Here is a 19,970-nt window from a genome sequence, read left to right as displayed (position 1 = left end):
CTCCTACAGGGGGATATTGAGTTCCAGTACCAGGTTCATGAACGCCAGCGCTGCCGCGCTGTGATAATTATTGCGCCGGCGCAACAACGCCGCCCCACGCTGCGGCGCTTCGTTCTCGATTGGCAGCCTGCGCAACGCCCGATCCTCGGTAGCAATCGCCTCGGGCAACATCGTCGCCATCGGCGCATGTCGCACCACCTCCAGCAACGTGCTCACCGAGTTCACCTCGATCCGCACCTGCGGCGTGATCCCCAACTGACGAAAATATTCATCGATTGATAACCGGGTAATGAAGTCCGGTGCCAGCAAGGCGAAATCCAGCTGTGCAAGGTCACTCGACGTCAGTATCCCGCTGCTGTCGTACAGCGGATGTTCACGCCCGACCATGACTCCCAGGGTTTCGGTAAACGCCGGAATGCACTCGAGATCGGGGTGGCGCACCGGGGTAAAGGCAATCGCGATGTCCAGCGAATCGTCCGCCAGTCCCGCTTCGATATCGTCCATCGACAGCTCGAAAATCTGCAGGTGGATACCCGGGTAGCGCGCCGCGAAATCACGCACCAACGGCCCGACCAGATACGCCATGAAGGTCGGGGTCATGGCCAGGCGCAGGTTGCCACGGGACAGATCCTTCACGTCATGCAACGCCCGCTTGCCCGCCTCCAGCTCCACCAGCACCCGCCGCGCGCATTCGATGTAAGCCTCGCCGGCATCGGTGGCCTTGACCGTGCGCGAAGTGCGATCGAACAGGGCCACCCCCAGAGTTTCCTCAAGTTGGCGGATCTGTTGCGACAGGGTCGGCTGCGACACGTGCAACGCCTCCGCCGCCCGGGTGAATCCGCCGTGGTCGGCCACGGCCAGCAGATAACGCAAATGTCGCAACAGCATCGGGCTCACCATCTATAGGCAGGACTTATGCAAAGCATTGTATATCGGTCTTGGACGCTATGGATCAACCGGCAGAAGATGGCTCCCACACAGCAAGCCAACCTTGAAAGGAGCGACACCATGCAACAGTCCCACGCTTACAACGATGCCAGCCTGGCCCTGACCACCCGCATTCTCGACATCAAGGCCCGCAAAAATCTGTCGTGGCAGGATCTGGCTGACGACACCGGCCTGAGCCTGGCCTACGTCACTGCGGCCCTGCTCGGCCAGCACCCTTTGCCGCAAGACGCCGCGCGAGTGGTCGGCGCCAAGCTTGAACTGGACGCCGACGCCGTTGCCGCCCTGCAGATCATCCCGTTGCGTGGCAGCCTCAGCGGCGTGCCGACCGACCCGACCATCTACCGCTTCCACGAGATGATCCAGATCTACGGCACCACCCTCAAAGCCCTGGTCCACGAGCAGTTCGGCGACGGCATCATCAGCGCCATCAACTTCAAGCTCGACATCAAGAAAGTCGAAGACCCGGAAGGCGGCTCCCGCGCCGTGGTCACCCTCGACGGCAAGTTCCTGCCGCTGCGTCCGTTCTGATCCACCCGGCCCGCACCTGAGGTGCGGGCCCATCCAAATCTCAATTGCCAAGTCGTCACCCCATCTGCCTGGAGGCTGCCCCATGCACAAAATTCTGTTGACCCTGGCCCTGCTCGCCGGCCTCGCCGCCCAGGCCCAGGCTGATGAAGAGGCCATTGCCTACCGCTACGGCATGGCGCTGGATATTGCTGAAGTCGTGAGCATCACCCCGGTCGCCGACGTCTGCGGCGTTGTACCGGTCGAGATGACCTACCTCGACAGCCACGGCGCAAAACACATTCTTCAATACAGCGAATTCGGCACCGGCTGTTCGAACTGAGAGGACAACACCATGAAAAACCTGATCGAAGGCTTCCTGAAGTTCCAGAACGAGGCGTTTCCGCAACGCACCGAACTGTTCAAACACTTGGCGACCACTCAACAACCCGGGACCTTGTTCATCACCTGTTCCGACAGCCGCGTGGTGCCGGAACTGCTGACCCAGCAAGAACCCGGCGAGCTGTTCGTGATCCGTAACGCAGGCAATATCGTGCCGTCCTACAGCCCGCATCCGGGCGGGGTGTCGGCGACGGTGGAATATGCGGTGGCGGTGCTTGGGGTGACTGACATCGTGATCTGCGGCCACTCCGATTGCGGCGCGATGACCGCGATTGCCCAATGCAAATGTATGGATCACCTGCCCGCCGTCAGCGGCTGGCTGCAACATGCCGAGTCGGCGAAAGTGGTGAACGAGGCACGACCGCATGCCAATGACGCGGCGAAATTGAGTGCGATGGTGCGGGAAAATGTGATCGCGCAACTGGCGAACATTCAGACCCACCCGAGCGTGCGCCTGGCCCAGGAGAAAGGCCTGCTGAACCTGCATGGCTGGGTCTATGACATCGAGACCGGGTCAATCGACGCGCTGGCGGCGGATCGCCGTACGTTTGTGCCGCTGGCTGAGCAACCGGCGACGTGTGCCATTCAGGCAAACGCCAGCGCAGCCGCCTGATACAAATCCGCTGAGGTGAAGAGGAACTTGTGGCGAGGGGATTTATCCCCGATGGACTGCGCAGCAGGCCCGATCTCTTGGGGCCGCTTCGCGCCCCATCGGGGATAAATCCCCTCACCACAGGGCCGGTGTGCATCAATCGGGATAAGGCGTTTTCAGCGTTTTACGCTGAGATCAACCTGCGTCATGCGACTACGAACCGTAAACACCCCATCCCCCGAAAGAATCGCACTGCGCGCAAACAGGCGCCCGCTCTCCCAGTTCGAAAGCCCCAGCTCCGGTTTGTTCAACGCGTACTGCCCATCGACCCAACGGGTAATCCCGTTGCCCACAAACGGCGCGTTCACCGCGTTGTAGAAACGTTCCTGGGCCGCCGCATCCTCGCTGATCAGCGACACCGTGAACTGCGGGCTGTAGCGGTTGAACAGCGCGATCGCCTGATCCAGATCATCGACGATCATCAGACTGACTTCCGGGGTTTCTTCCCATTCCCACTCGCGACCCAAATCGGACTCCGCCAGCGCTTCGGCCAAGGCCTCGGTCTGATAACCCTCGGCGCGATAGACCTCGACCGTTGTGTTCTGCCACTCGGCCGGCAGGTAGCTTTCACTGCCGGCGACGATGTGCAGTTTGCAGCCCTGCCCGCGTGCTGTTCCCGCTTGTTTGAGCGCATCGAGGAACAACGGCAGCAGTTCGGCGACACGGTCGCGTTGAATCAGGCAAACGTTCAGCGTGTTGCAGACCTTGCGATCCAGCGAGTTGCGCACCACGGCGGCGAAGCGTGTGGCATCGGCATCACGATCGGCAATCAGCCATGCGCCGCCAGTGCCATGCAGGCTGACCGCCGTGCCCGCTTGCTGGGCGATGCTGCCCAACTGGCTGACCGCACGCCCCGAACCCCGGGCCACCGCCAGCGACAGACGCCGGTCGGCGAACATCGCCCAACCGGCGGCGTGATTGACGCTCTCCACCAGCGACACCGCCCCCGCCGGCAGACCGGCATCGGCCAGCGCCGGGTTCAGCGCGTGAGTGACGATCGCTTGCGCGGTGCCCAACGCGTCGCTGCCGATGCGCAGCACCGCGGTGTTGCCAGTGCGCAGTACGCCGGCGGCATCGGCGAACACGTTCGGCCGCCCTTCAAACACGAACGCCACAATGCCCAGCGGCGACACCACTTGTTCGACTTTCCAGCCGTCGTGTTCGACGCTGCTGATGACCTTGCCGCGCGTGGCCGGCGCATCACGCCAGGCGCGCAGACCGGCGATCATGTCACGGCGCATGCGCTCGTCGGCGAGCAGCCGGGTGGTGGAGCGACCACGGGCCTTGGCGCGTTCGATGTCGGCCAGGTTCGCCGCTTCGATCAGGCTCCAGCATTCCGGGGTTTCCAGACGTTGGGCGAACAGATCGAAGAAACGACTGATGGCTTGGTCGGTCACCGCCGACAAGGCAGTGAAAGCCGCTTCAGCGCGTTCGATGGCCACCGCAGCGGCCTGTTGATCGACCACCGCAATCAGCAACAGCTCGCCACTCACCTGCTCGACCAAAAGGTGGTCACCGGGCTGAAACCGCGCCGCCAGTTCGGGGCTGACCACGGTCACGCGGTTACCAGCGAAAGGGATCGGCGTACCGGCGACTAGACGTTCGAGCGCAAGAGACATGAAGCGGATTCACCATATGAGGGGCGGCCGGAAAATGTAGCGGATTCTGCGCTGTAATACACCTTCTACAAACAGCATCAAACCTGTGGGAGCTGGCTTGCCAGCGATGAGGCCGGCAAGCCCGGCATCGATGTTGCTGAACCACCGCTATCGCTGGCAAGCCAGCTCCCACAGGGTTTTGCAGTGTTTGAAAGATCGGGTCAGAAGACTGACCAGCCAATCCGCGAGCTGAGCATCTCCAGCGCTGCCATCCCCGCCAGCGAGTTGCCAGCAGCATTGAGTTCCGGCGACCATACGCACACGCTGAATTGCCCCGGCACCACCGCGACAATCCCGCCGCCGACCCCGCTCTTGCCCGGCAGGCCGACGCGATAGGCGAAATTGCCGGCCTCGTCGTACAAACCGCTGGTGGCCATGATCGAGTTGACCTGCTGAGTCTGGCGACGGGTGAGGATCTGTTCGCCGCTGTGTTTGCAGAACCCGTCGTTGGCGAGGAAGCAGAACGCCCGCGCCAGGTCGATACAGTTCATGCGCAACGCGCAGTGGCTGAAGTAGCTGCGCAATACCGCTTCGACGTCGTTGTGGAAGTTGCCGAACGATTGCATCAGGTACGCCATGGCCGCGTTGCGGGCGCGGTGCTGGTATTCGGATTCGGCGACCTTGCCGTCGACGATCACCTGTGGATTGCCCGACAGGCGCCGCACGAAGTCACGCATCGACAGGGCCGGCGCGGCGAATCGCGACTGGTTGATGTCGCAGATCACCAGCGCCCCGGCGTTGATGAACGGATTGCGCGGACGCCCGCGCTCGAACTCCAGCTGCACCAGCGAGTTGAACGGCTGGCCGGACGGCTCGTGTCCCAGACGCTCCCAAATCGCCTCGCCGGAATGCTCGATGGCCTGCACCAGGCTGAACACCTTGGAAATACTCTGCACCGAGAACGGCGTCTCGGCATCGCCGGCGCAATACATTTCGCCGTCGTTGCCGTACACGGCGATGCCCAGTTGATTGGCCGGCACAATGCCGAGGGCGGGAATGTAGTCAGCCACTTTGCCCTGCCCGATCAGGGGCCGGACAGCGTCAAGAATCTCGTTCAACAGCGCTTGCATGCCGGGTTCCGAAGTCTCGCCCCATGGGATTGCGGGGACACTGGGGCTAGACGCTGCGCAAGCTTGCGGAATCACACAAACCCTGTAGGAGCTGCCGAAGGCTGCGATCTTTTGACCTTGCCTTTCAAAATCAAGATCAAAAGATCGCAGCCTGCGGCAGCTCCTACGGAGATCGGTCAGTGTGCGCCGTCGAGGCCGGCGAGCAGCGCACTGTCGCGGCTGTAGATATCCGGCGCATAACGCACTTGCCCATCCTTGCCGACCTGCGCCGTCCAGTAGGTCATCAGGATCGGCACCGGGGCCGACAGGCGGAATTCGTGGGTGCTGCCGGTGGCGAGCAACGTGTCGGTACGCGTACGTTCCGCCGGGGTCAACAGCAGGTCACGCAGTTGCATCGGGTGCTCGACCCGCACACAGCCCGAGCTGAAGGCGCGCGGGCCTTTGTCGAACAGGGCCTTGCTCGGCGTATCGTGCAGGTACACCGCGAACGGGTTGGGGAAGCGGATCACCAGTTGCCCCAGCGGATTACGCGGCCCGGCCTCCTGGCGCAGCATGATGTTGCCGGGGTTGTCCCAGTCGATATCCGCTGCGGCCAACGGCTGGCCATGGGCGTCTAGGACTTGCAGGTTCTGCCGGCTGAGGAAGGTCTGATCCTTGCGGATCGCCGGCAGTTTGTCTTCTTTCCAGATGGTCGGCGGCACGGTCCAGGTCGGGTTCAGGGTCAGGCGCGTGACCCGGGATTTGAGCAGCGGGGTCTGCCGTTCGGCGCGACCGACCTGGGTACGGGTCTGCCAGACCGGCACACCGCCCTGATACAGGGTCAGTTCGGCGGCGGCGACGTTAACGAGCAAGCCATTGGGCTCCATGTCTTGGGCCAGCCAGCGGAAGCGTTCGAGGTTGACTCGCAACTGCTCGCGGCGCGTCAGCGGACTGATGTTCAGTTCGGCAATCGTTCCCGGCCCGACCACCCCGTCGGCCTGCAGCGAATGGTTGGCCTGAAAGCTCTTCACCGCTTCCACCAGCACGCCTTCATAGGCATTGCCGGGCGTGCCGGTGACGTGAGTCAGATAGCCTTCGTTGAACAGGCGCTGGGCCAGTTCCGGCACGCGCTTGTCCTCCATCGCCGGGCGCAGCAGCGGGCCGTTGCCCACCGACTGCCAGTGCGGCAAGGCCTGCAGCCGTTGGCTGGCGTAGAGATGACGCAGGCTTTGGTACTGCGCCAGACGCGGACGCGCCAGATCGAACGCGGCTTTGATGTCGTGCAGGCCGGGGACGGCGATCAACAGCAATTCAGCCTGACGATCACGCGGGGTGTCATCGGCATGCCACAGCGGCTCGAAATGCGACTGCAACAGACGCCCGAAATGCAGGTCTTGCAGCGCTTGCAGATAAAAGCGGCTGATGTCGATATCGGCACACAACTCGCCGTCCTGCGGTGGATTGACGGCCACCGGATAGCGCTTGGGATTGAGGCCATCGTCGGCCAACAACTGCAACTGCGCACGCAAGACCGGCAAACGCCCGGACTCGCTGGCCCACACCGGCAGCCAGTCCTGCTGCTGGTAGAACGCTTGCAGTTGCGCCAGCGCCGGACCACTCAGCTGTGCGGCAATCGCCGGGCATGCCTGAGGCAAACCGATCAGCACCGCTTGCAGCGGACTTTGTGGTTCGACCGGCATTTGCGCCGGCGGCGTCGGCAGGGTCTGCAACGGCAGCAAGGGTTCATCGGCACAAGCGACAAACGGCGCAGCGAGCAAACAAATGCTCAAGTAGCATGCGTACTTTTTGAACAACTGCTTTACTCCAATCCGTGGCCGTCTCATTGACGGTCAACCTTACATCAGGTGCGCTGAACAGTCAGGCTCGAAACAGGGGTCTGTCGGGTATGACTGGGAGTCAGGAGCCAAAGTGCCAAATAAGTAGCCAGTGAGGACACTGTATAAATGTTGACGTTTTTGCGCCGACTTCTGCTGACCAGCGCGACCCTCGTCGCCGTGAGCAGCCCAGCTTTCGCCGCCGGCAAGCCATCGCCGGTTCTCTTCACCAGCCTCGCGCACGCCGCGCCGGAACTCAATCCCCAAGCGCTCAAAGGCGCCTTGAACGCCATGCAATGCGCGGTCAACAACGGCGCGCGCCCCTCACGCCATCTGGCGATCATCGATTACTCGCAACCCTCCACCGCGCGCCGGCTGTGGATCTTCGACCTGAGCAGACAGAAACTGGTGCTGCGCGACCTGGTCGCCCATGGTTCGAATTCCGGGGAAAACTTCGCCACTCAGTTCTCCAATCGCGAAGGCAGTTACCAGTCCAGCCTCGGGCTGTTCCGCACCCAGGAAAGTTACGAGGGAACCCATGGTTATTCGCTGCGCATGGACGGTCTGGAGCCGGGCTTCAATGATCTGGCCCGCGACCGCGCCATCGTGATCCACGCCGCCGACTACGTGAATCCGCTGTGGAGCAAGCGTCAAGGCCGAATCGGACGCAGCCAGGGTTGCCCGGCGGTGCGTCCGCAAGTGGCAAGGCAGGTGATCGACAAACTCAAGGACGGCCAGTTCATGTTTTCCTGGTACCCGGATCAGCGCTGGCTGAAGTCCTCGCCGTACCTCAACTGCCAGCCACAACAGGTGGCGAGTATCTTGAGTACCCACGCCAGCTGACGATCAGGGCCATGACCATCAACACCGCCGCAACCCCGAACGTACTGTGTAAGCCGCTGCCGATGACGTCGGCCGGGGCTTGCGTCGGGTTGCCAGTAGCGAAGGCAAACACCGCGCCCATGACCGCCGCGCCGGTGATCAGTCCGAGATTGCGCGACAGCCCGAGCAGAGCCGACACTACGCCGCGCTGATCCTGACTGACCGTCGCCATCAACCCGGTATTGTTCGCCGCCTGAAACAATGCGTAACTGCTGGCAATCACCGCCATCGGCAACAGATACCCCGGCAGGCCGAGACGCATCGGCAACAACGCCAACAAGCTGCAACCCCCGACCATCCCGAGCAACGCCCCCGGCACCACACGCCGCGCACCGAAGCGATCCACCAGACGCCCGGCCGGCACCCCGCCGCACGCGGCCAGCAGCGGCCCGACTGACAACGCCAGGCCGACCACGGTGCTGCCCAGTCCCAGGCCTCGGCTCAGGTAAAACGGCCCGACCACCAGCGTGGTCATCATCACCGTCGTCACCAGCAATGTCAGCGCAAGGCTGCTGCTCAGACGCGCATCGGCGAACAATGACAAACGAATCAGTGGCGCCTTGGCTTTCATCTCGACCGCAACAAACACCCCTGCTCCGCACAGGCTGACCAGCAGCAACATCAATGTATGGCCGTCGAGCGTCATCGCCAGCGCGTAGGCGGCCAGCGTCAATACCAGCACCACGGTGCCGAGGTAATCAAACGCGACTGCCGATTTGGCCGGGCGATCGGCCGGCAGAAAGCGATAAACCAGCCACGCATTGAGCAAGCCCAAGGGCACGTTGAGGACAAAGATCGACGGCCAACCGACATGCGCGATCAACAGACCACCCAGTGACGGCCCGAGGCTGGTGCCGGTGGCCGACATCGTCGCGAGCAGGCCCATCGCACTGCCCGCCCGCGCTTTGGGCACCGCATCCGCCACCAGCGCCACGGTCAAGGCGAACATGATTGCCGCGCCAAGGCCCTGCACGGCCCGGGCGCCGATCAACCAGCCCAACCCCGGAGCCAGTGCGCAACACAACGACCCACTGGTAAAAATGCCAATGCCGATCAGCAGCAATCGCCGCCGCCCGAACACATCGCCCAGACGCCCGACGCTAACAATCAACGTGGTGACCGCCAGCAGATACGCCAGCACGATCCATTGCACCTGTTGAAACGTCGCATCGAACGCTGCGGCCAGGGTGGGTAATCCGGCGTTGGCGATGCTGGTGTCCAGTGACGGCATCAACATCGACAGCGCCAGGCTGGTCAGCGCCCAGCGGGCTTGAGGTGGCAAGGGGGATCCGGGCATCGGGCGCTCCTGGTGCAATGGTCAGACGGCATAGCCTGAGTCTCGACAAGGCAAGGCGCAAGACGCATGCTTTGCACTTGATACCTGCATGGAACGCCATGTCATGAGCGCACCGGACCTTAACCTGTTGATCACCCTTGACGTACTGCTGCGCGAAGGCAGCGTCGCCCGCGCCGCGCAAATTCTGCAGCTGAGCCCCTCGGCCATGAGCCGTGCGCTGGCCCGACTGCGCGAGACCACCGGCGATCCGTTGCTGGTGCGCGCCGGCCGAGGTCTGGTGCCGACCCCGCGTGCGCTGGAGTTGCGTGAGCGAGTCAGCACGCTGGTGCAGGAAGCAGAGGCCGCTTTGCGCCCCGCCGAGATTCTCGACCCCGGCCAGCTGCAGCGCACCTTCACCCTGCGCAACACCGACGGTTTTGTTGAAACCTTCGCCGCCGCCCTGCTCGCGCGCATCGCCGAAGAAGCACCCGGCGTGCGCCTGCGCTTTGTGCAGAAGGCCGACAAGGACAGCACCCTTCTACGCGAAGGCCGGGTGGATCTGGAGACCGGTGTGGTCGATGACAGCACCGACCCGACGTTGCACAGCCGTATCCTGTTTCAGGATCACTGGATTGGTGTAGTCCGTGAGGGCCATCCGTTGAGTGCGGGCAAGATCAGCAGCAAACGCTTCGCCGGCGGCCAGCACATTCTCATCTCACGTCGCGGGCGCAGCAGCGGCCCGGTGGACGAAGCGTTGCTGGCTGCGGATCTGACGCGGGATATCGTCACTTCATTCGGCGGATTTTCGGCGGCGCTGACGCTGGTCCGCGAATCAGACCTGATCGCCACGGTTCCAGAGCGTCACACCAGTAAGCTGCGCATGGGCCTGCACAGCTTCGCCCTGCCTTTCAGGATGCCGCCGATCAGCGTGTCGATGCTCTGGCACCCGCGCATGGACGCCGACCCGGCGCACCGCTGGTTGCGCAATTGCGTACGGGAAGTCTGCGTCTAACGCGCATCGCCGCCGGCCGGTTTATAGAACAGGAATTTGCCGACCGCGGCGGTCTTTTTGTACTCCTTGGCCCAGCTCGGGTGCACGTTGCGATCATGAAAGTACAACGCGCCATGGGTGCGATCCGGCAACTGGCGGTTGAGCGCCTTGCCGGCGATGTCCTTGGCCAAGGTGTATTCGGCGTCTTCCTTGACCTGATCGGCCTTGCCATCGCACCACCAGGAAAACTGGCAGCTCTTGGTTTCCGACCCTTGTTTGACCACAGCACACACGGTGTCGGGGAAGCCGTCATGGCCGAGGCGGTTCATCACCACGTTGGCCACGGCCTGCATTTCCGCAGTGTCACGACCCTTGGCTTCCCAGTAGATACTGCGTGCCAGGCAGGTGATCGGATCGTCCAGCGGCGCGGTGCCGGCGGGGTCCACGGCTTGTACTTCAGTCGGTGTGATCGCTTCGGATTTGGGTGCCGGCGCCGCGCTGACTTTGTCGGCGGCTTTCTCTTCCAGCACCTGGGCTTTTTCTTCGGCCTTGGCCTTGATCGGGGCCTGATCGGTGGCCATCACCACACCAGCCATCAGGGTTACTGCGAAACAGCCAGCCAACCATTTCAATCCCATGTCAGTTATTCCGGCAGCGCCCGTTCCGGGCAAGGTGTTTCGTGGGGGAGACGCCCGGTTCCCGGGGCCTTCGGAGAGTGTAGACGGCAAAGGCCGGCGTAACGTTCCGCAGAAAAACCGGCTCGATGAAGAAAAAAGACATTGCACGGACCGGGGGCCTTTCGCGCATCATGAGCGCATTCCGCTCAAGGAGATTTCCATGCGTTTCATGCCATCCGTTTTGCGCTTTGCCGCGCTGTCCTTTGGGCTGGCCGTGGCCGCCTCGGCCATGGCTGCCGACGAGTCGCAACTGATCGAGTCGATCAATGCCTACCGCAGCCAACCGCAGCGTTGCGGCAGCCAGGCGTCCAATGAACTGCCACCGCTGTCGGCCGACCCACGACTGAGACTGCCGGCCACCGGCGCTGTAGATCTGCAACAGGCCATGGCCAGCGCCAGTTACCCGATGGTCAATGTGCAGGCGATCACCCTCAACGGCCCACGCGATGCGGCGTCGGCGATGAAGGCGATTGAGGAGAGCTTCTGTCAGGTGGTGCTGGATCCGCAGTTCGTCGATGTCGGCGTGAGCCGCGCCGATCGCGACTGGCGCATTGTGCTGGCACGTCCACTGCTGTCGGCAAAACTCGGGGATGCGCAGAGTGAAGGCCAGAAGTTGCTTGAACAACTCAACGCCGCCCGCGCCCAGCCACGTCAATGCGGCGGCCTGGCCTTTTCCGCCGCTGCGCCATTGGCCTGGAATGCGAGCCTGGGCACGATCGCCCAGGATCACAGCCGCGACATGGCCAACAACAATTACTTCGACCACAAGGACCGTGACGGCCGCACCCCGGGCGACCGCGCCGAACTGGCCGGCTACAGTGGCCAGCAGGTCGCCGAAAACATCGCCGCCGGGCAAGACACCGTGCGCAAAGTCGTCGACGGCTGGCTCGCCAGCCCCGGCCACTGCGCCAACCTGATGAACCCACAATACAAGGAGCTCGGCGCCGCCTACGCGACCGACCCGAAAAGCAGCGCCGGCATTTACTGGACTGCGATGTTTGGCGCGCCGTAATCCTGATTGATGGAACATCAGCGATCACAGCTGACAGTGGGTGTGCTCTGACACCGGTGGCGACTGCACGGACGCCGTCACGAGCACGCCCACTGTGGGCGTTCAAACCCGATCGTCGTCCCGCTGAACAATCCACTCATCATCGAGCGCATCAATCAGCCATTCACTAATAGTGATTGGACGCTTGCCAACGTTGCCCCTAACCTGCGTGCACTCCATTCCTTCCGCTGAATGCGGCTTCTCTACTCCTGCAAGGCTGTCATGTCAGAGCGTGTCTTGATCGATGGTTACAACCGCCGTGTCGACTATCTGCGCATGTCGGTTACCGACCGCTGCGACTTCCGCTGCGTGTATTGCATGGCCGAGGACATGCAGTTTCTGCCGCGCCAGCAAGTGCTGACGCTGGAGGAGATCTATCAACTGGCGCAGCGCTTCGTGGCGCTGGGCACGCGCAAGATTCGCCTGACGGGTGGCGAGCCGCTGATCCGTCCGGGCGTCGTCAAACTGTGCGAACAGATCGCCGCCCTGCCCGGCCTGCGTGAGCTGTGCATGACCACCAACGGCTCGCAACTGGACAAACTCGCCGCGCCGCTGTTCGACGCCGGGGTCAGCCGTCTGAACATCAGCCTCGACAGCCTCGACCCGGATCGCTTCAAGCAAATGACCCGCACCGGTGATCTGGCGCAGGTGATCAAGGGCATCGATGCGGCGCGCAAGGCCGGTTTCACCCGAACCAAACTCAACGTGGTGGTGATGCAGGGGCGCAACGATCAGGAGATCAATGATCTGGTGAGCTTCGCCATCGACCGCCAGCTCGATGTCTCCTTCATCGAGGAAATGCCGCTGGGGATCATCAGCGAACACAGCCGCGCCGAGTCGTTTTTCTCCAGCGCCCAGGTGCGCGAGAAAATCGCTGAGCGCTACACCCTGATCGATTCCGCCGAGTCGACCCAAGGCCCGTCGCGCTACTGGCGCGTGGCCGAAGCACCGGACATTCGCCTGGGCTTTATCTCGCCGCACAGCCACAATTTCTGTGGCACCTGCAACCGGGTACGGCTGACCGTCGAAGGGCGTTTGCTACTGTGTCTGGGTAACGAGCATTCGGTGGACCTCAAAGCCGTGTTGCGTGCTCATCCGGGGCAACCGCAACGGCTGGAGAAGGCCATTATCGAGGCGATGAAACTCAAGCCGTACCGGCACAATTTCGAAGTGAACGACGACGTTCAAGTCGTGCGCTTCATGAACATGACCGGCGGTTGAGCCGCCCTCACCCTGCGTAACCGGGATCGCCCAGCATGATCGTCAGACCCAAGGTCAACCAGTTCGCCATTCTCTTCACGCTGAAAGGTTCGATCGCCAAACGCATCGCCCTGCGCACGTTGATGGTCACGCTTCTGGCCTCGGCCATCGTCCTGATGGAAATGCTCCACCCGAGCAACTTCACCAAGGTCAACGCCACGCCGTTCACCTTGCTCGGCTTGTCGCTGTCGATTTTCATGAGTTTTCGCAACAACGCCTGCTACGACCGCTGGTATGAAGCGCGCAAGGCCTGGGGCGATGTGCTGGTGCACATTCGTTCGGTGATCCGCGAAACCCAGGTCATCCGCGAATCGGCGCAGCGCAAACCGTTGCTGCTCAACCTCTGCGGTTTCGCCCACTCGCTGAATGCGCGGTTGCGCCGGGAAAGCGAAGCGGCGGCCAGCCGTGCGTGGATCACCCCGCAGCACGATGCACAGGTGCCGGATTACAGCGGGCGCATTCTGCAGCAGGTCGGCCAACAGTGCTCCGACCTGCACCAGAGCGGCGAACTGAGCGAGTGGCGCTACATGCTGCTGGCCAATCACCTGACCAGCCTGACCCAGGCGCAAGCGGTGTGCGAACGGATCAAGAACACCCCGCTGCCCTTCCCCTACACCCTGCTGCTGCACCGCACCATCTATCTGTTCTGCATCCTGTTGCCGTTCGCCATGGCCGAACCGCTGGGCTGGCTGACGCCGCTGTTTACCGCGATTGTCAGCTACACATTTTTTGGTCTGGACGCGATTGCCGATGAGCTGGAAGACCCGTTCGGTCGCGACGAAAACGACCTGGCGACCGACTCGCTGGTGCGCACCATCGAGCGCGATATTCTCAGCGAACTGGGTGAGACCGACCTGCCACCGATGTTGTTGCCGGTGGACTATGTGCTGAGCTGATCTCGCTCCCCCCGCAAGTACGGTCTGATCACTCTGACCCACCCCATAATCGATCTGCTCTATCGGCGCCGTTGACCTCGGCCAACGCCTTTGAAACCATGGGCGCCAGAGCGGATCGACAGGCTATTCAATTCTTCCGATCCAGCGCACATACCGTCAGGTGAGATCGTCGCACCTCGCGTTTTTCGTGCGCTGCGCGCCGCTGTGTCGATACTCAATCCGATTTCTCAACGAGCAGGTGCTTTCGTGGACATCAAACAACTCAAGTTCCTGATCGCGCTGGACGAAACCCGACACTTCGGCCAGGCCGCCGCCCGCTGCCACATTACCCAGCCGACCCTGTCGATGCGTCTGCGCAACCTGGAAGATGAGCTGGATCTGGTGCTGGTCAATCGCGGCCAGCGCTTTGAAGGGTTTACCGAGGCCGGCGAACGAGTGCTGGCCTGGGCCCGCACGCTGCTGGCCGCGCATGACGGCCTGTTTGCCGAGGCCGCAGCGTGCCGCGGGCAACTGGTCGGCAGCCTGCGCCTGGGCCTGGTGCCGTTGAGCAACTTCAACCCGATCAATTACATCCAGAGCTTGTCCGGCACGTATCCCGAGCTGAAATTCAGTCTGTCGTCGGGGAGTTCAGACGAGATCATCGCCGAGCTTGGCAACAATCAACTGGACCTGGGCGTGTGCTACCTCGACCACGTCAACCACAACTATTTCGATTTTTTCGAGATTGGCGAAACCCGCGTCGGGCTGCTTTACGACAACCGTCACTTCCATTTCGAAGGCTCGGACATCAGCTGGGAAGACGCCGCCGAACTGCCGCTGGGGATGATCACCACCGGCATGCATTACCGCAAATCCATCGACCTGAGTTTCCGCAGTCGCGGCCTCAATCCGCAGCCGATCCTGGAAAGCGATTCGACCTATCAGCTGTTGCAGGCCATTCATCAGGGCTTCTGTTGCTCGATCATGCCGCTGGACAGCGGGCTGGAAGAGCCGATCGAACATCTGTCGTTCATGCAATTGCCGGATGCCAGTGTGCTGGCACCGCTGGGGCTGGTGATGCGCAAGACCGAACCGCGTTCGGCGATCGCAGAGAAGTGCTTTGCCGAGGCGCGCAAGTTGTTTGGAAACGGCCAAGCCTGACACCACACTTGAACAAAAAACTGCTTAGATAGCGGCTCCGACAACATCCACCGCAGGCGCCGCGTTTGAACACCTCATCCGAAGATTTGCCCAGACCCGCTCCCGTAACGCTGCGCCAGGNAGCTCGGCTGCATCGGTTTCGGCGGCCCGGCCGGGCAGATCGCGATCATGCATCAGGAACTGGTCGAGCGCCGGCGCTGGATCTCCGAGCGACGGTTTCTGCATGCGCTCAACTACTGCATGTTGCTGCCCGGCCCCGAGGCCCAGCAACTGGCGACCTACATTGGCTGGCTGTTGCATCGCACCTGGGGCGGGGTGATCGCCGGGGCACTGTTCGTGCTGCCATCGCTGTTCATCCTGATTGCGCTGTCGTGGCTGTACATCGCCTTCGGCGACGTGCCGGTGGTCGCCGGAATCTTCTACGGGATCAAACCGGCGGTGACCGCGATTGTCTTGCACGCGGCGCACCGCATCGGCTCGCGGGCGCTGGAAAACAGTTGGTTGTGGGCGATCGCCGGGGCGTCATTCGTGGCGATTTTTGCCTTCAATCTGCCGTTCCCACTGATCGTGCTCGGCGCGGCACTGATCGGTTATCTCGGCGGGCGACTGGCGCCACAGCGCTTCAACAACGGCGGTCAGCGCAGCAGCGCCAAATCCTTCGGCCCGGCGTTGATCGATGATGACACGCCAACGCCTGAGCATGCGCGCTTCAGCCTGCCAAAGCTGTGGCGCCTGCTGTTGATCGGCGCGGCGTTATGGTGTTTGCCGATGGGCCTGCTGACCGCGCTGTTCGGCTGGGACGGCACCTTCACGCAAATGGGCTGGTTCTTCACCAAAGCCGCACTGCTGACCTTCGGTGGTGCTTACGCGGTGTTGCCGTATGTGTATCAAGGCGCGGTCGGGCATTACGGCTGGCTGACGCCGACGCAGATGATCGACGGCCTCGCCCTCGGCGAAACCACACCCGGCCCGCTGATCATGGTGGTGGCGTTTGTCGGTTTCATCGGCGGCTACGTGCAACCGGCATTCGGCGCGGAACATGCGTTCGCCGCCGGTGCACTGGCGGCGACGCTGGTGACCTGGTTCACCTTCCTGCCTTCGTTTCTGTTCATCCTCGCCGGCGGGCCGCTGGTGGAGTCGACCCACAACGAACTGAAGTTCACTGCACCGTTGACCGCGATCACCGCGGCGGTGGTCGGGGTGATCCTCAACCTGGCGTGTTTCTTCGCTTATCACGTGTTCTGGCCGAGCGGTTTCGCCGGGCATCCGGATCTGTTTTCGATCGGGCTGGCGCTGCTGGCGGCGTTGGCGCTGTTCATTTTCAAACGCGGGGTGATCGAAGTGTTGATCGTTTGCGCCCTTGCCGGGCTGGGCTTTCACCTGCTGCGCTGAACGTCGTCCAACGGTGCCGGGGCGCAATCAGCGGTTTACAGGCCCGCAGATTGCCCCTTACTATCCGGGCACACCGGTCGGCGGGTCTGCCCCGCCACCGACGCTTTCCGCCAACGGAAACACGCGTTATGAGTACGTCACCACAACAACCAGAAAGGTTGAACGTCTCCGCTGTGTGCGCCCCATGTCACAGGGGCCGCGCATGAATCGCATCGTCAATCTCCCCATGGCCCTGCGCCGTTCCAAGCTGCGTCACTCCGCACGCCCGCCGGATATCGCCTGCTGATTCCGACAGTCAGAAAAGATCCATTGTGGTGAGGGGATTCATCCCCGATGGACTGCGCAGCAGTCCCTATCTTTTTGGCCCGCTACGCGCGCCGTCGGGGATAAATCCCCTCACCACAGGTTCAGTGTCACTTCCGACTGCCGGGCATTAGCGAAATACTTTTTTCTTTTTGATATCCCTGCCAGGACACCCACGCCTGTTTACCGCGTCGTGTCCGGCCCGACTCTGCGCGCCTGCGCGGCGCCATCGTGAGTGATTGACCATGAAATTCGCAGCCATCGAAGACGCACACCTGTTCCTCGAACAAAACCCCGATATCGACATGATCGAGCTGTTCATCCTCGACGCCAACGGCGTGCCACGCGGCAAGCTGTTGCACCGAGAAGAACTGCTTGCCGTGTACCAGAGCGGTCGCCCGCTACCCAGCACCATCCTCGGCCTGACCGTGCAGGGCGAAGACGTGGAAAACTCCGGGCTGGTGTGGGACGTCGGCGACATCGACTGCCGCGCCTACCCGCTCGAAGGCAGTCTGGTGCGCCTGCCGTGGCGACAGATTCCCACCGCGGCGGTGCAGGTCAGCATGCACCCGACCGAGGGAATGCCAGCGAGCATCGCCGACCCGCGTCATCTGCTGATCAAGGTCATCGACGGCCTCAAGGCCGAGGGTTATCACCCGGTGATGGCGTGCGAACTGGAGTTCTATCTGCTCGACGCCAAACGCGATCACAACGGCCGTCCGCAACCGGCGCTGGATGCCGATGGCGGCCGACCGCGACACACTCAGGTCTACGGTTTGCGCGAACTGGAGCAGATCGAACCGTTCCTCGCCGACCTCTACAGCGCCTGCAAACTGCACGGCATTCCGGCGCGCACGGCGATCTCGGAATATGCGCCAGGCCAGGTGGAAATCACCCTCGAACATGGCGACGCACTGGTCGCGATGGATCAGGCGGTGCGCTACAAACGTTTGGTCAAAGCGGTGGCGCACAAGCACGGCATGCAGGCGACGTTCATGGCCAAGCCGTTCGATGATCTGGCCGGCACCGGCATGCACATGCACGTCAGCCTCGCCGATGGCGAAGGACGCAACCTGTTCGCCGCCGAGGATCCGGCCGGCACCCCGCTGCTGCGCACGGCGATTGGCGGCATGCTCGCCTCGCTGCTCGATACGCTGCTGCTGTTCTGCCCCAACGCCAACTCCTACCGCCGGTTCCAGGCCAACAGCTACGCGCCATTGGCGCCGACCTGGGGCGTCGACAACCGCACTGTCAGCCTGCGCGTACCGGGCGGCCCGGCCAACACCCGGCATATCGAACATCGCATCTGCGGCGCCGATGCCAACCCGTATCTGGCGGCGGCAGCGATCCTTGCCGGGATCCATCGCGGGATTCGTGAAAACCTCGATCCGGGTGCGCCGGTCGAGGGCAACGGCTACGCGCAGGCCAAGGAATTGCTGCCGACCGATTGGCTGACGTCGCTCCAGGCGCTGGAAAATTCTGCGTGGGCGCGGGATGCCCTGGGCCAGGAATTTCTTGGCGTGTACCTGGCGGTGAAGCGTGCCGAGTACCGGCAGTTCATGGCCGAGGTGGGTGAGCAGGACTGGCGTTGGTACCTGACCGAAGCCTGACATACACCCTGAATCCTGTGGGAGCTGGCTTGCCAGCGATGGGGCCGGCACCTTCAGCATCTCTGGTGACTGATACGCCGCTATCGCTGGCAAGCCAGCTCCCACAGGGTCCTCGAATTGACTCCCGATTTTTGTGTGGACACCAACATGACCCAACGCTGCAATTCCTACTACACCGCCACCCTTCAACAGGACACCGACTACCCGACCCTGCAAGGCCGACATCAAGTCGATGTGGTGATCATCGGCGGCGGTTTCACCGGCGTCGCCACCGCCGTCGAACTCGCCGAAAAAGGCCTGAAAGTCGCCATCGTCGAAAGCCACAAGATCGGCTGGGGCGCCACCGGACGCAATGGCGGACAAGTCACCGGCAGCCTCTCCGGCGACGGCGCGATGCGCAAACAGATGCGCCCGAAACTCGGTGATGAAGTCGACGATTTCATCTGGCACCTGCGCTGGCGCGGGCATCAAATCATCCGGCAGCGGGTCGAGAAGTACGGCATTCAGTGCGACCTCAAACACGGTCATCTGCACGCGGCTTACAAGCCGAGCCACATGGACGGTTTGCGCAATGATTACGAGGAAGCCGTGCGTCGTGGCCTCGGTGACGAAGTCAGCCTGCTCGACCGCAGTCAGGTGCGCGACCTGCTGCAGAGCGACCTCTACCACGGCGCGATCAAGAACACGCGCAACATGCATCTGCACCCACTCAACCTGTGCATCGGCGAAGCGCGGGCGGCGGAAAGTCTCGGCGCCTTGATCTTCGAAAACAGTGAAGTGCTGGAGATCATTCACGGCAAGAGCCCGGGCGTACGCACCGCCCACGGCCAGATCGACGCCAATCAGGTGATGCTCGCCGGCGACGTTTATCACAAGCTCGAACCGGGCCAGCTCAAGGGCAAGATTTTCCCGGCCATGGGCGGCATCGTCACTACCGCGCCGCTGGGTGATCTGGCGCGGCAGATCAACCCCGAAGACCTCGCGGTGTACGACTGCCGTTTCGTCCTCGACTACTACCGCCTCACGGCTGATGGTCGTCTGCTGTTTGGTGGCGGCGCGAACTACAGCGGCAAGGATTCACGGGACATCGCCGCCGAGCTGCGCCCGTGCATCGAGCAGACCTTCCCGGCGCTCAAAGGGGTGCAGATCGACTATCAGTGGAGCTGCGCGATGGGCATCGTGATCAACCGCATCCCGCAACTGGGCAAGCTCTCGGACAACGTCTGGTATTGCCAGGGCTACTCGGGACACGGCATCGCGACGACACACATCATGGGCGAAATCATGAGTCGCGCGATCACCGGGCAGATGGAACAGTTCGACACGTTTGCGCAGTGCCAGCACATTCGCGTGCCGATGGGGGATTTGCTGGGCAATCCGTTGCTGGCGGCGGGGATGTGGTATTACCAGATGCTTGAACGCCTTCGCTGACACCCCCGATCCC

17 protein-coding genes and 1 pseudogene are annotated in these 19,970 nt (G+C 62.5%); 12 read left to right on the top strand and 6 right to left on the bottom strand.

Annotated features, from left to right (window positions below; all coding sequences use genetic code 11):
* Window positions 1-3 precede the first annotated feature (3 nt).
* Complete coding sequence (gene cynR / locus ACTJKS_RS26455; RefSeq protein ID WP_108183041.1) at window positions 4-888, bottom strand: transcriptional regulator CynR; 885 nt, start codon at window positions 886-888, stop codon at window positions 4-6.
* A 120-nt stretch (window positions 889-1,008) separates the two neighbouring features.
* Here cynR and cynS point away from each other — a divergent pair, with 120 nt between their 5' ends.
* The 3 genes from cynS to ACTJKS_RS26440 all read left to right on the top strand — a co-directional run bounded on the left by cynS (window position 1,009) and on the right by ACTJKS_RS26440 (window position 2,467).
* Window positions 1,009-1,476 (top strand): cyanase, encoded by a 468-nt coding sequence (cynS, locus tag ACTJKS_RS26450; RefSeq protein WP_108183042.1) that lies wholly within the window; start codon window positions 1,009-1,011, stop codon window positions 1,474-1,476.
* An 82-nt stretch (window positions 1,477-1,558) separates the two neighbouring features.
* Window positions 1,559-1,795 (top strand): DUF2790 domain-containing protein, encoded by a 237-nt coding sequence (locus ACTJKS_RS26445; RefSeq protein ID WP_047293546.1) that lies wholly within the window; start codon window positions 1,559-1,561, stop codon window positions 1,793-1,795.
* 12 nt (window positions 1,796-1,807) lie between these two features.
* The gene (locus ACTJKS_RS26440) at window positions 1,808-2,467 is read left to right on the top strand and encodes a carbonic anhydrase (RefSeq protein ID WP_131671300.1); all 660 of its coding nucleotides are present in this window, start codon (window positions 1,808-1,810) and stop codon (window positions 2,465-2,467) included.
* A gap of 155 nt (window positions 2,468-2,622) precedes the next feature.
* Here ACTJKS_RS26440 and ACTJKS_RS26435 read toward each other — a convergent pair whose 3' ends face one another.
* The 3 genes from ACTJKS_RS26435 to ACTJKS_RS26425 form a co-directional block, all read right to left on the bottom strand.
* Window positions 2,623-4,125, bottom strand: a complete 1,503-nt coding sequence (locus ACTJKS_RS26435) for an aldehyde dehydrogenase family protein (RefSeq protein WP_108183044.1) — start codon at window positions 4,123-4,125, stop codon at window positions 2,623-2,625.
* Between the two features lie 200 nt (window positions 4,126-4,325).
* Window positions 4,326-5,234 carry a glutaminase B gene (glsB, locus tag ACTJKS_RS26430; RefSeq protein ID WP_108183045.1) on the bottom strand — a complete coding sequence of 303 codons (909 nt, stop codon included), beginning with the start codon at window positions 5,232-5,234 and terminating at the stop codon, window positions 4,326-4,328.
* 176 nt (window positions 5,235-5,410) lie between these two features.
* Window positions 5,411-7,027: a L,D-transpeptidase family protein gene (locus tag ACTJKS_RS26425; protein ID WP_440829039.1), complete on the bottom strand. Its 1,617-nt coding sequence runs from the start codon at window positions 7,025-7,027 to the stop codon at window positions 5,411-5,413.
* Between the two features lie 150 nt (window positions 7,028-7,177).
* On the opposite strand from ACTJKS_RS26425, the gene ACTJKS_RS26420 reads away from it, so the two are divergent.
* On the top strand, window positions 7,178-7,891 hold the full coding sequence (locus ACTJKS_RS26420) for a murein L,D-transpeptidase catalytic domain family protein (RefSeq protein ID WP_108183047.1): 714 nt from the start codon (window positions 7,178-7,180) through the stop codon (window positions 7,889-7,891).
* On the opposite strand, the gene ACTJKS_RS26415 is transcribed toward ACTJKS_RS26420, so the two are convergent.
* Window positions 7,839-9,227: an MFS transporter gene (locus ACTJKS_RS26415; RefSeq protein WP_108183048.1), complete on the bottom strand. Its 1,389-nt coding sequence runs from the start codon at window positions 9,225-9,227 to the stop codon at window positions 7,839-7,841. The genes ACTJKS_RS26420 and ACTJKS_RS26415 overlap by 53 nt on opposite strands.
* 103 nt (window positions 9,228-9,330) lie before the next feature.
* On the opposite strand from ACTJKS_RS26415, the gene ACTJKS_RS26410 reads away from it, so the two are divergent.
* A complete protein-coding gene (locus ACTJKS_RS26410) occupies window positions 9,331-10,218 on the top strand; it encodes a LysR family transcriptional regulator (RefSeq protein WP_108183049.1) in 888 nt (295 codons plus the stop codon).
* Here the strand turns inward: ACTJKS_RS26410 and ACTJKS_RS26405 are convergent.
* A complete protein-coding gene (locus ACTJKS_RS26405) occupies window positions 10,215-10,835 on the bottom strand; it encodes a cell wall hydrolase (protein ID WP_108183050.1) in 621 nt (206 codons plus the stop codon). The genes ACTJKS_RS26410 and ACTJKS_RS26405 overlap by 4 nt on opposite strands.
* Before the next feature lie 199 nt (window positions 10,836-11,034).
* On the opposite strand from ACTJKS_RS26405, the gene ACTJKS_RS26400 reads away from it, so the two are divergent.
* The 7 genes and pseudogenes from ACTJKS_RS26400 (at window position 11,035) to ACTJKS_RS26370 (ending at window position 19,957) form a co-directional block, all read left to right on the top strand.
* Window positions 11,035-11,886: a CAP domain-containing protein gene (locus ACTJKS_RS26400; protein WP_108183051.1), complete on the top strand. Its 852-nt coding sequence runs from the start codon at window positions 11,035-11,037 to the stop codon at window positions 11,884-11,886.
* A 261-nt stretch (window positions 11,887-12,147) separates the two neighbouring features.
* Entirely contained in the window at window positions 12,148-13,146 is a 999-nt protein-coding gene (gene moaA / locus ACTJKS_RS26395) for a GTP 3',8-cyclase MoaA (RefSeq protein ID WP_108183052.1), read from the top strand.
* Between the two features lie 35 nt (window positions 13,147-13,181).
* The gene (locus ACTJKS_RS26390) at window positions 13,182-14,081 is read left to right on the top strand and encodes a bestrophin family protein (protein ID WP_108183053.1); all 900 of its coding nucleotides are present in this window, start codon (window positions 13,182-13,184) and stop codon (window positions 14,079-14,081) included.
* A 246-nt stretch (window positions 14,082-14,327) separates the two neighbouring features.
* Window positions 14,328-15,221, top strand: a complete 894-nt coding sequence (locus ACTJKS_RS26385; RefSeq protein ID WP_108183054.1) for a LysR family transcriptional regulator — start codon at window positions 14,328-14,330, stop codon at window positions 15,219-15,221.
* Window positions 15,222-15,286: 65 nt separating this feature from the next.
* Window positions 15,287-16,613, top strand: a pseudogene (chrA, locus tag ACTJKS_RS26380) (chromate efflux transporter).
* A 548-nt stretch (window positions 16,614-17,161) separates the two neighbouring features.
* A complete protein-coding gene (locus tag ACTJKS_RS26375; protein WP_086792631.1) occupies window positions 17,162-18,526 on the top strand; it encodes a glutamine synthetase family protein in 1,365 nt (454 codons plus the stop codon).
* Window positions 18,527-18,673: 147 nt separating this feature from the next.
* Window positions 18,674-19,957 carry an NAD(P)/FAD-dependent oxidoreductase gene (locus ACTJKS_RS26370; RefSeq protein WP_108183056.1) on the top strand — a complete coding sequence of 428 codons (1,284 nt, stop codon included), beginning with the start codon at window positions 18,674-18,676 and terminating at the stop codon, window positions 19,955-19,957.
* Window positions 19,958-19,970: the final 13 nt, after the last annotated feature.

The organism is Pseudomonas sp. 22189 (genome assembly GCF_052045635.1).
GTDB lineage: Bacteria > Pseudomonadota > Gammaproteobacteria > Pseudomonadales > Pseudomonadaceae > Aquipseudomonas > Aquipseudomonas parakoreensis.
The sequence above is the reverse complement of the archived record's forward strand: the minus strand, read 5'-3'. Positions and strand labels throughout refer to the sequence as shown.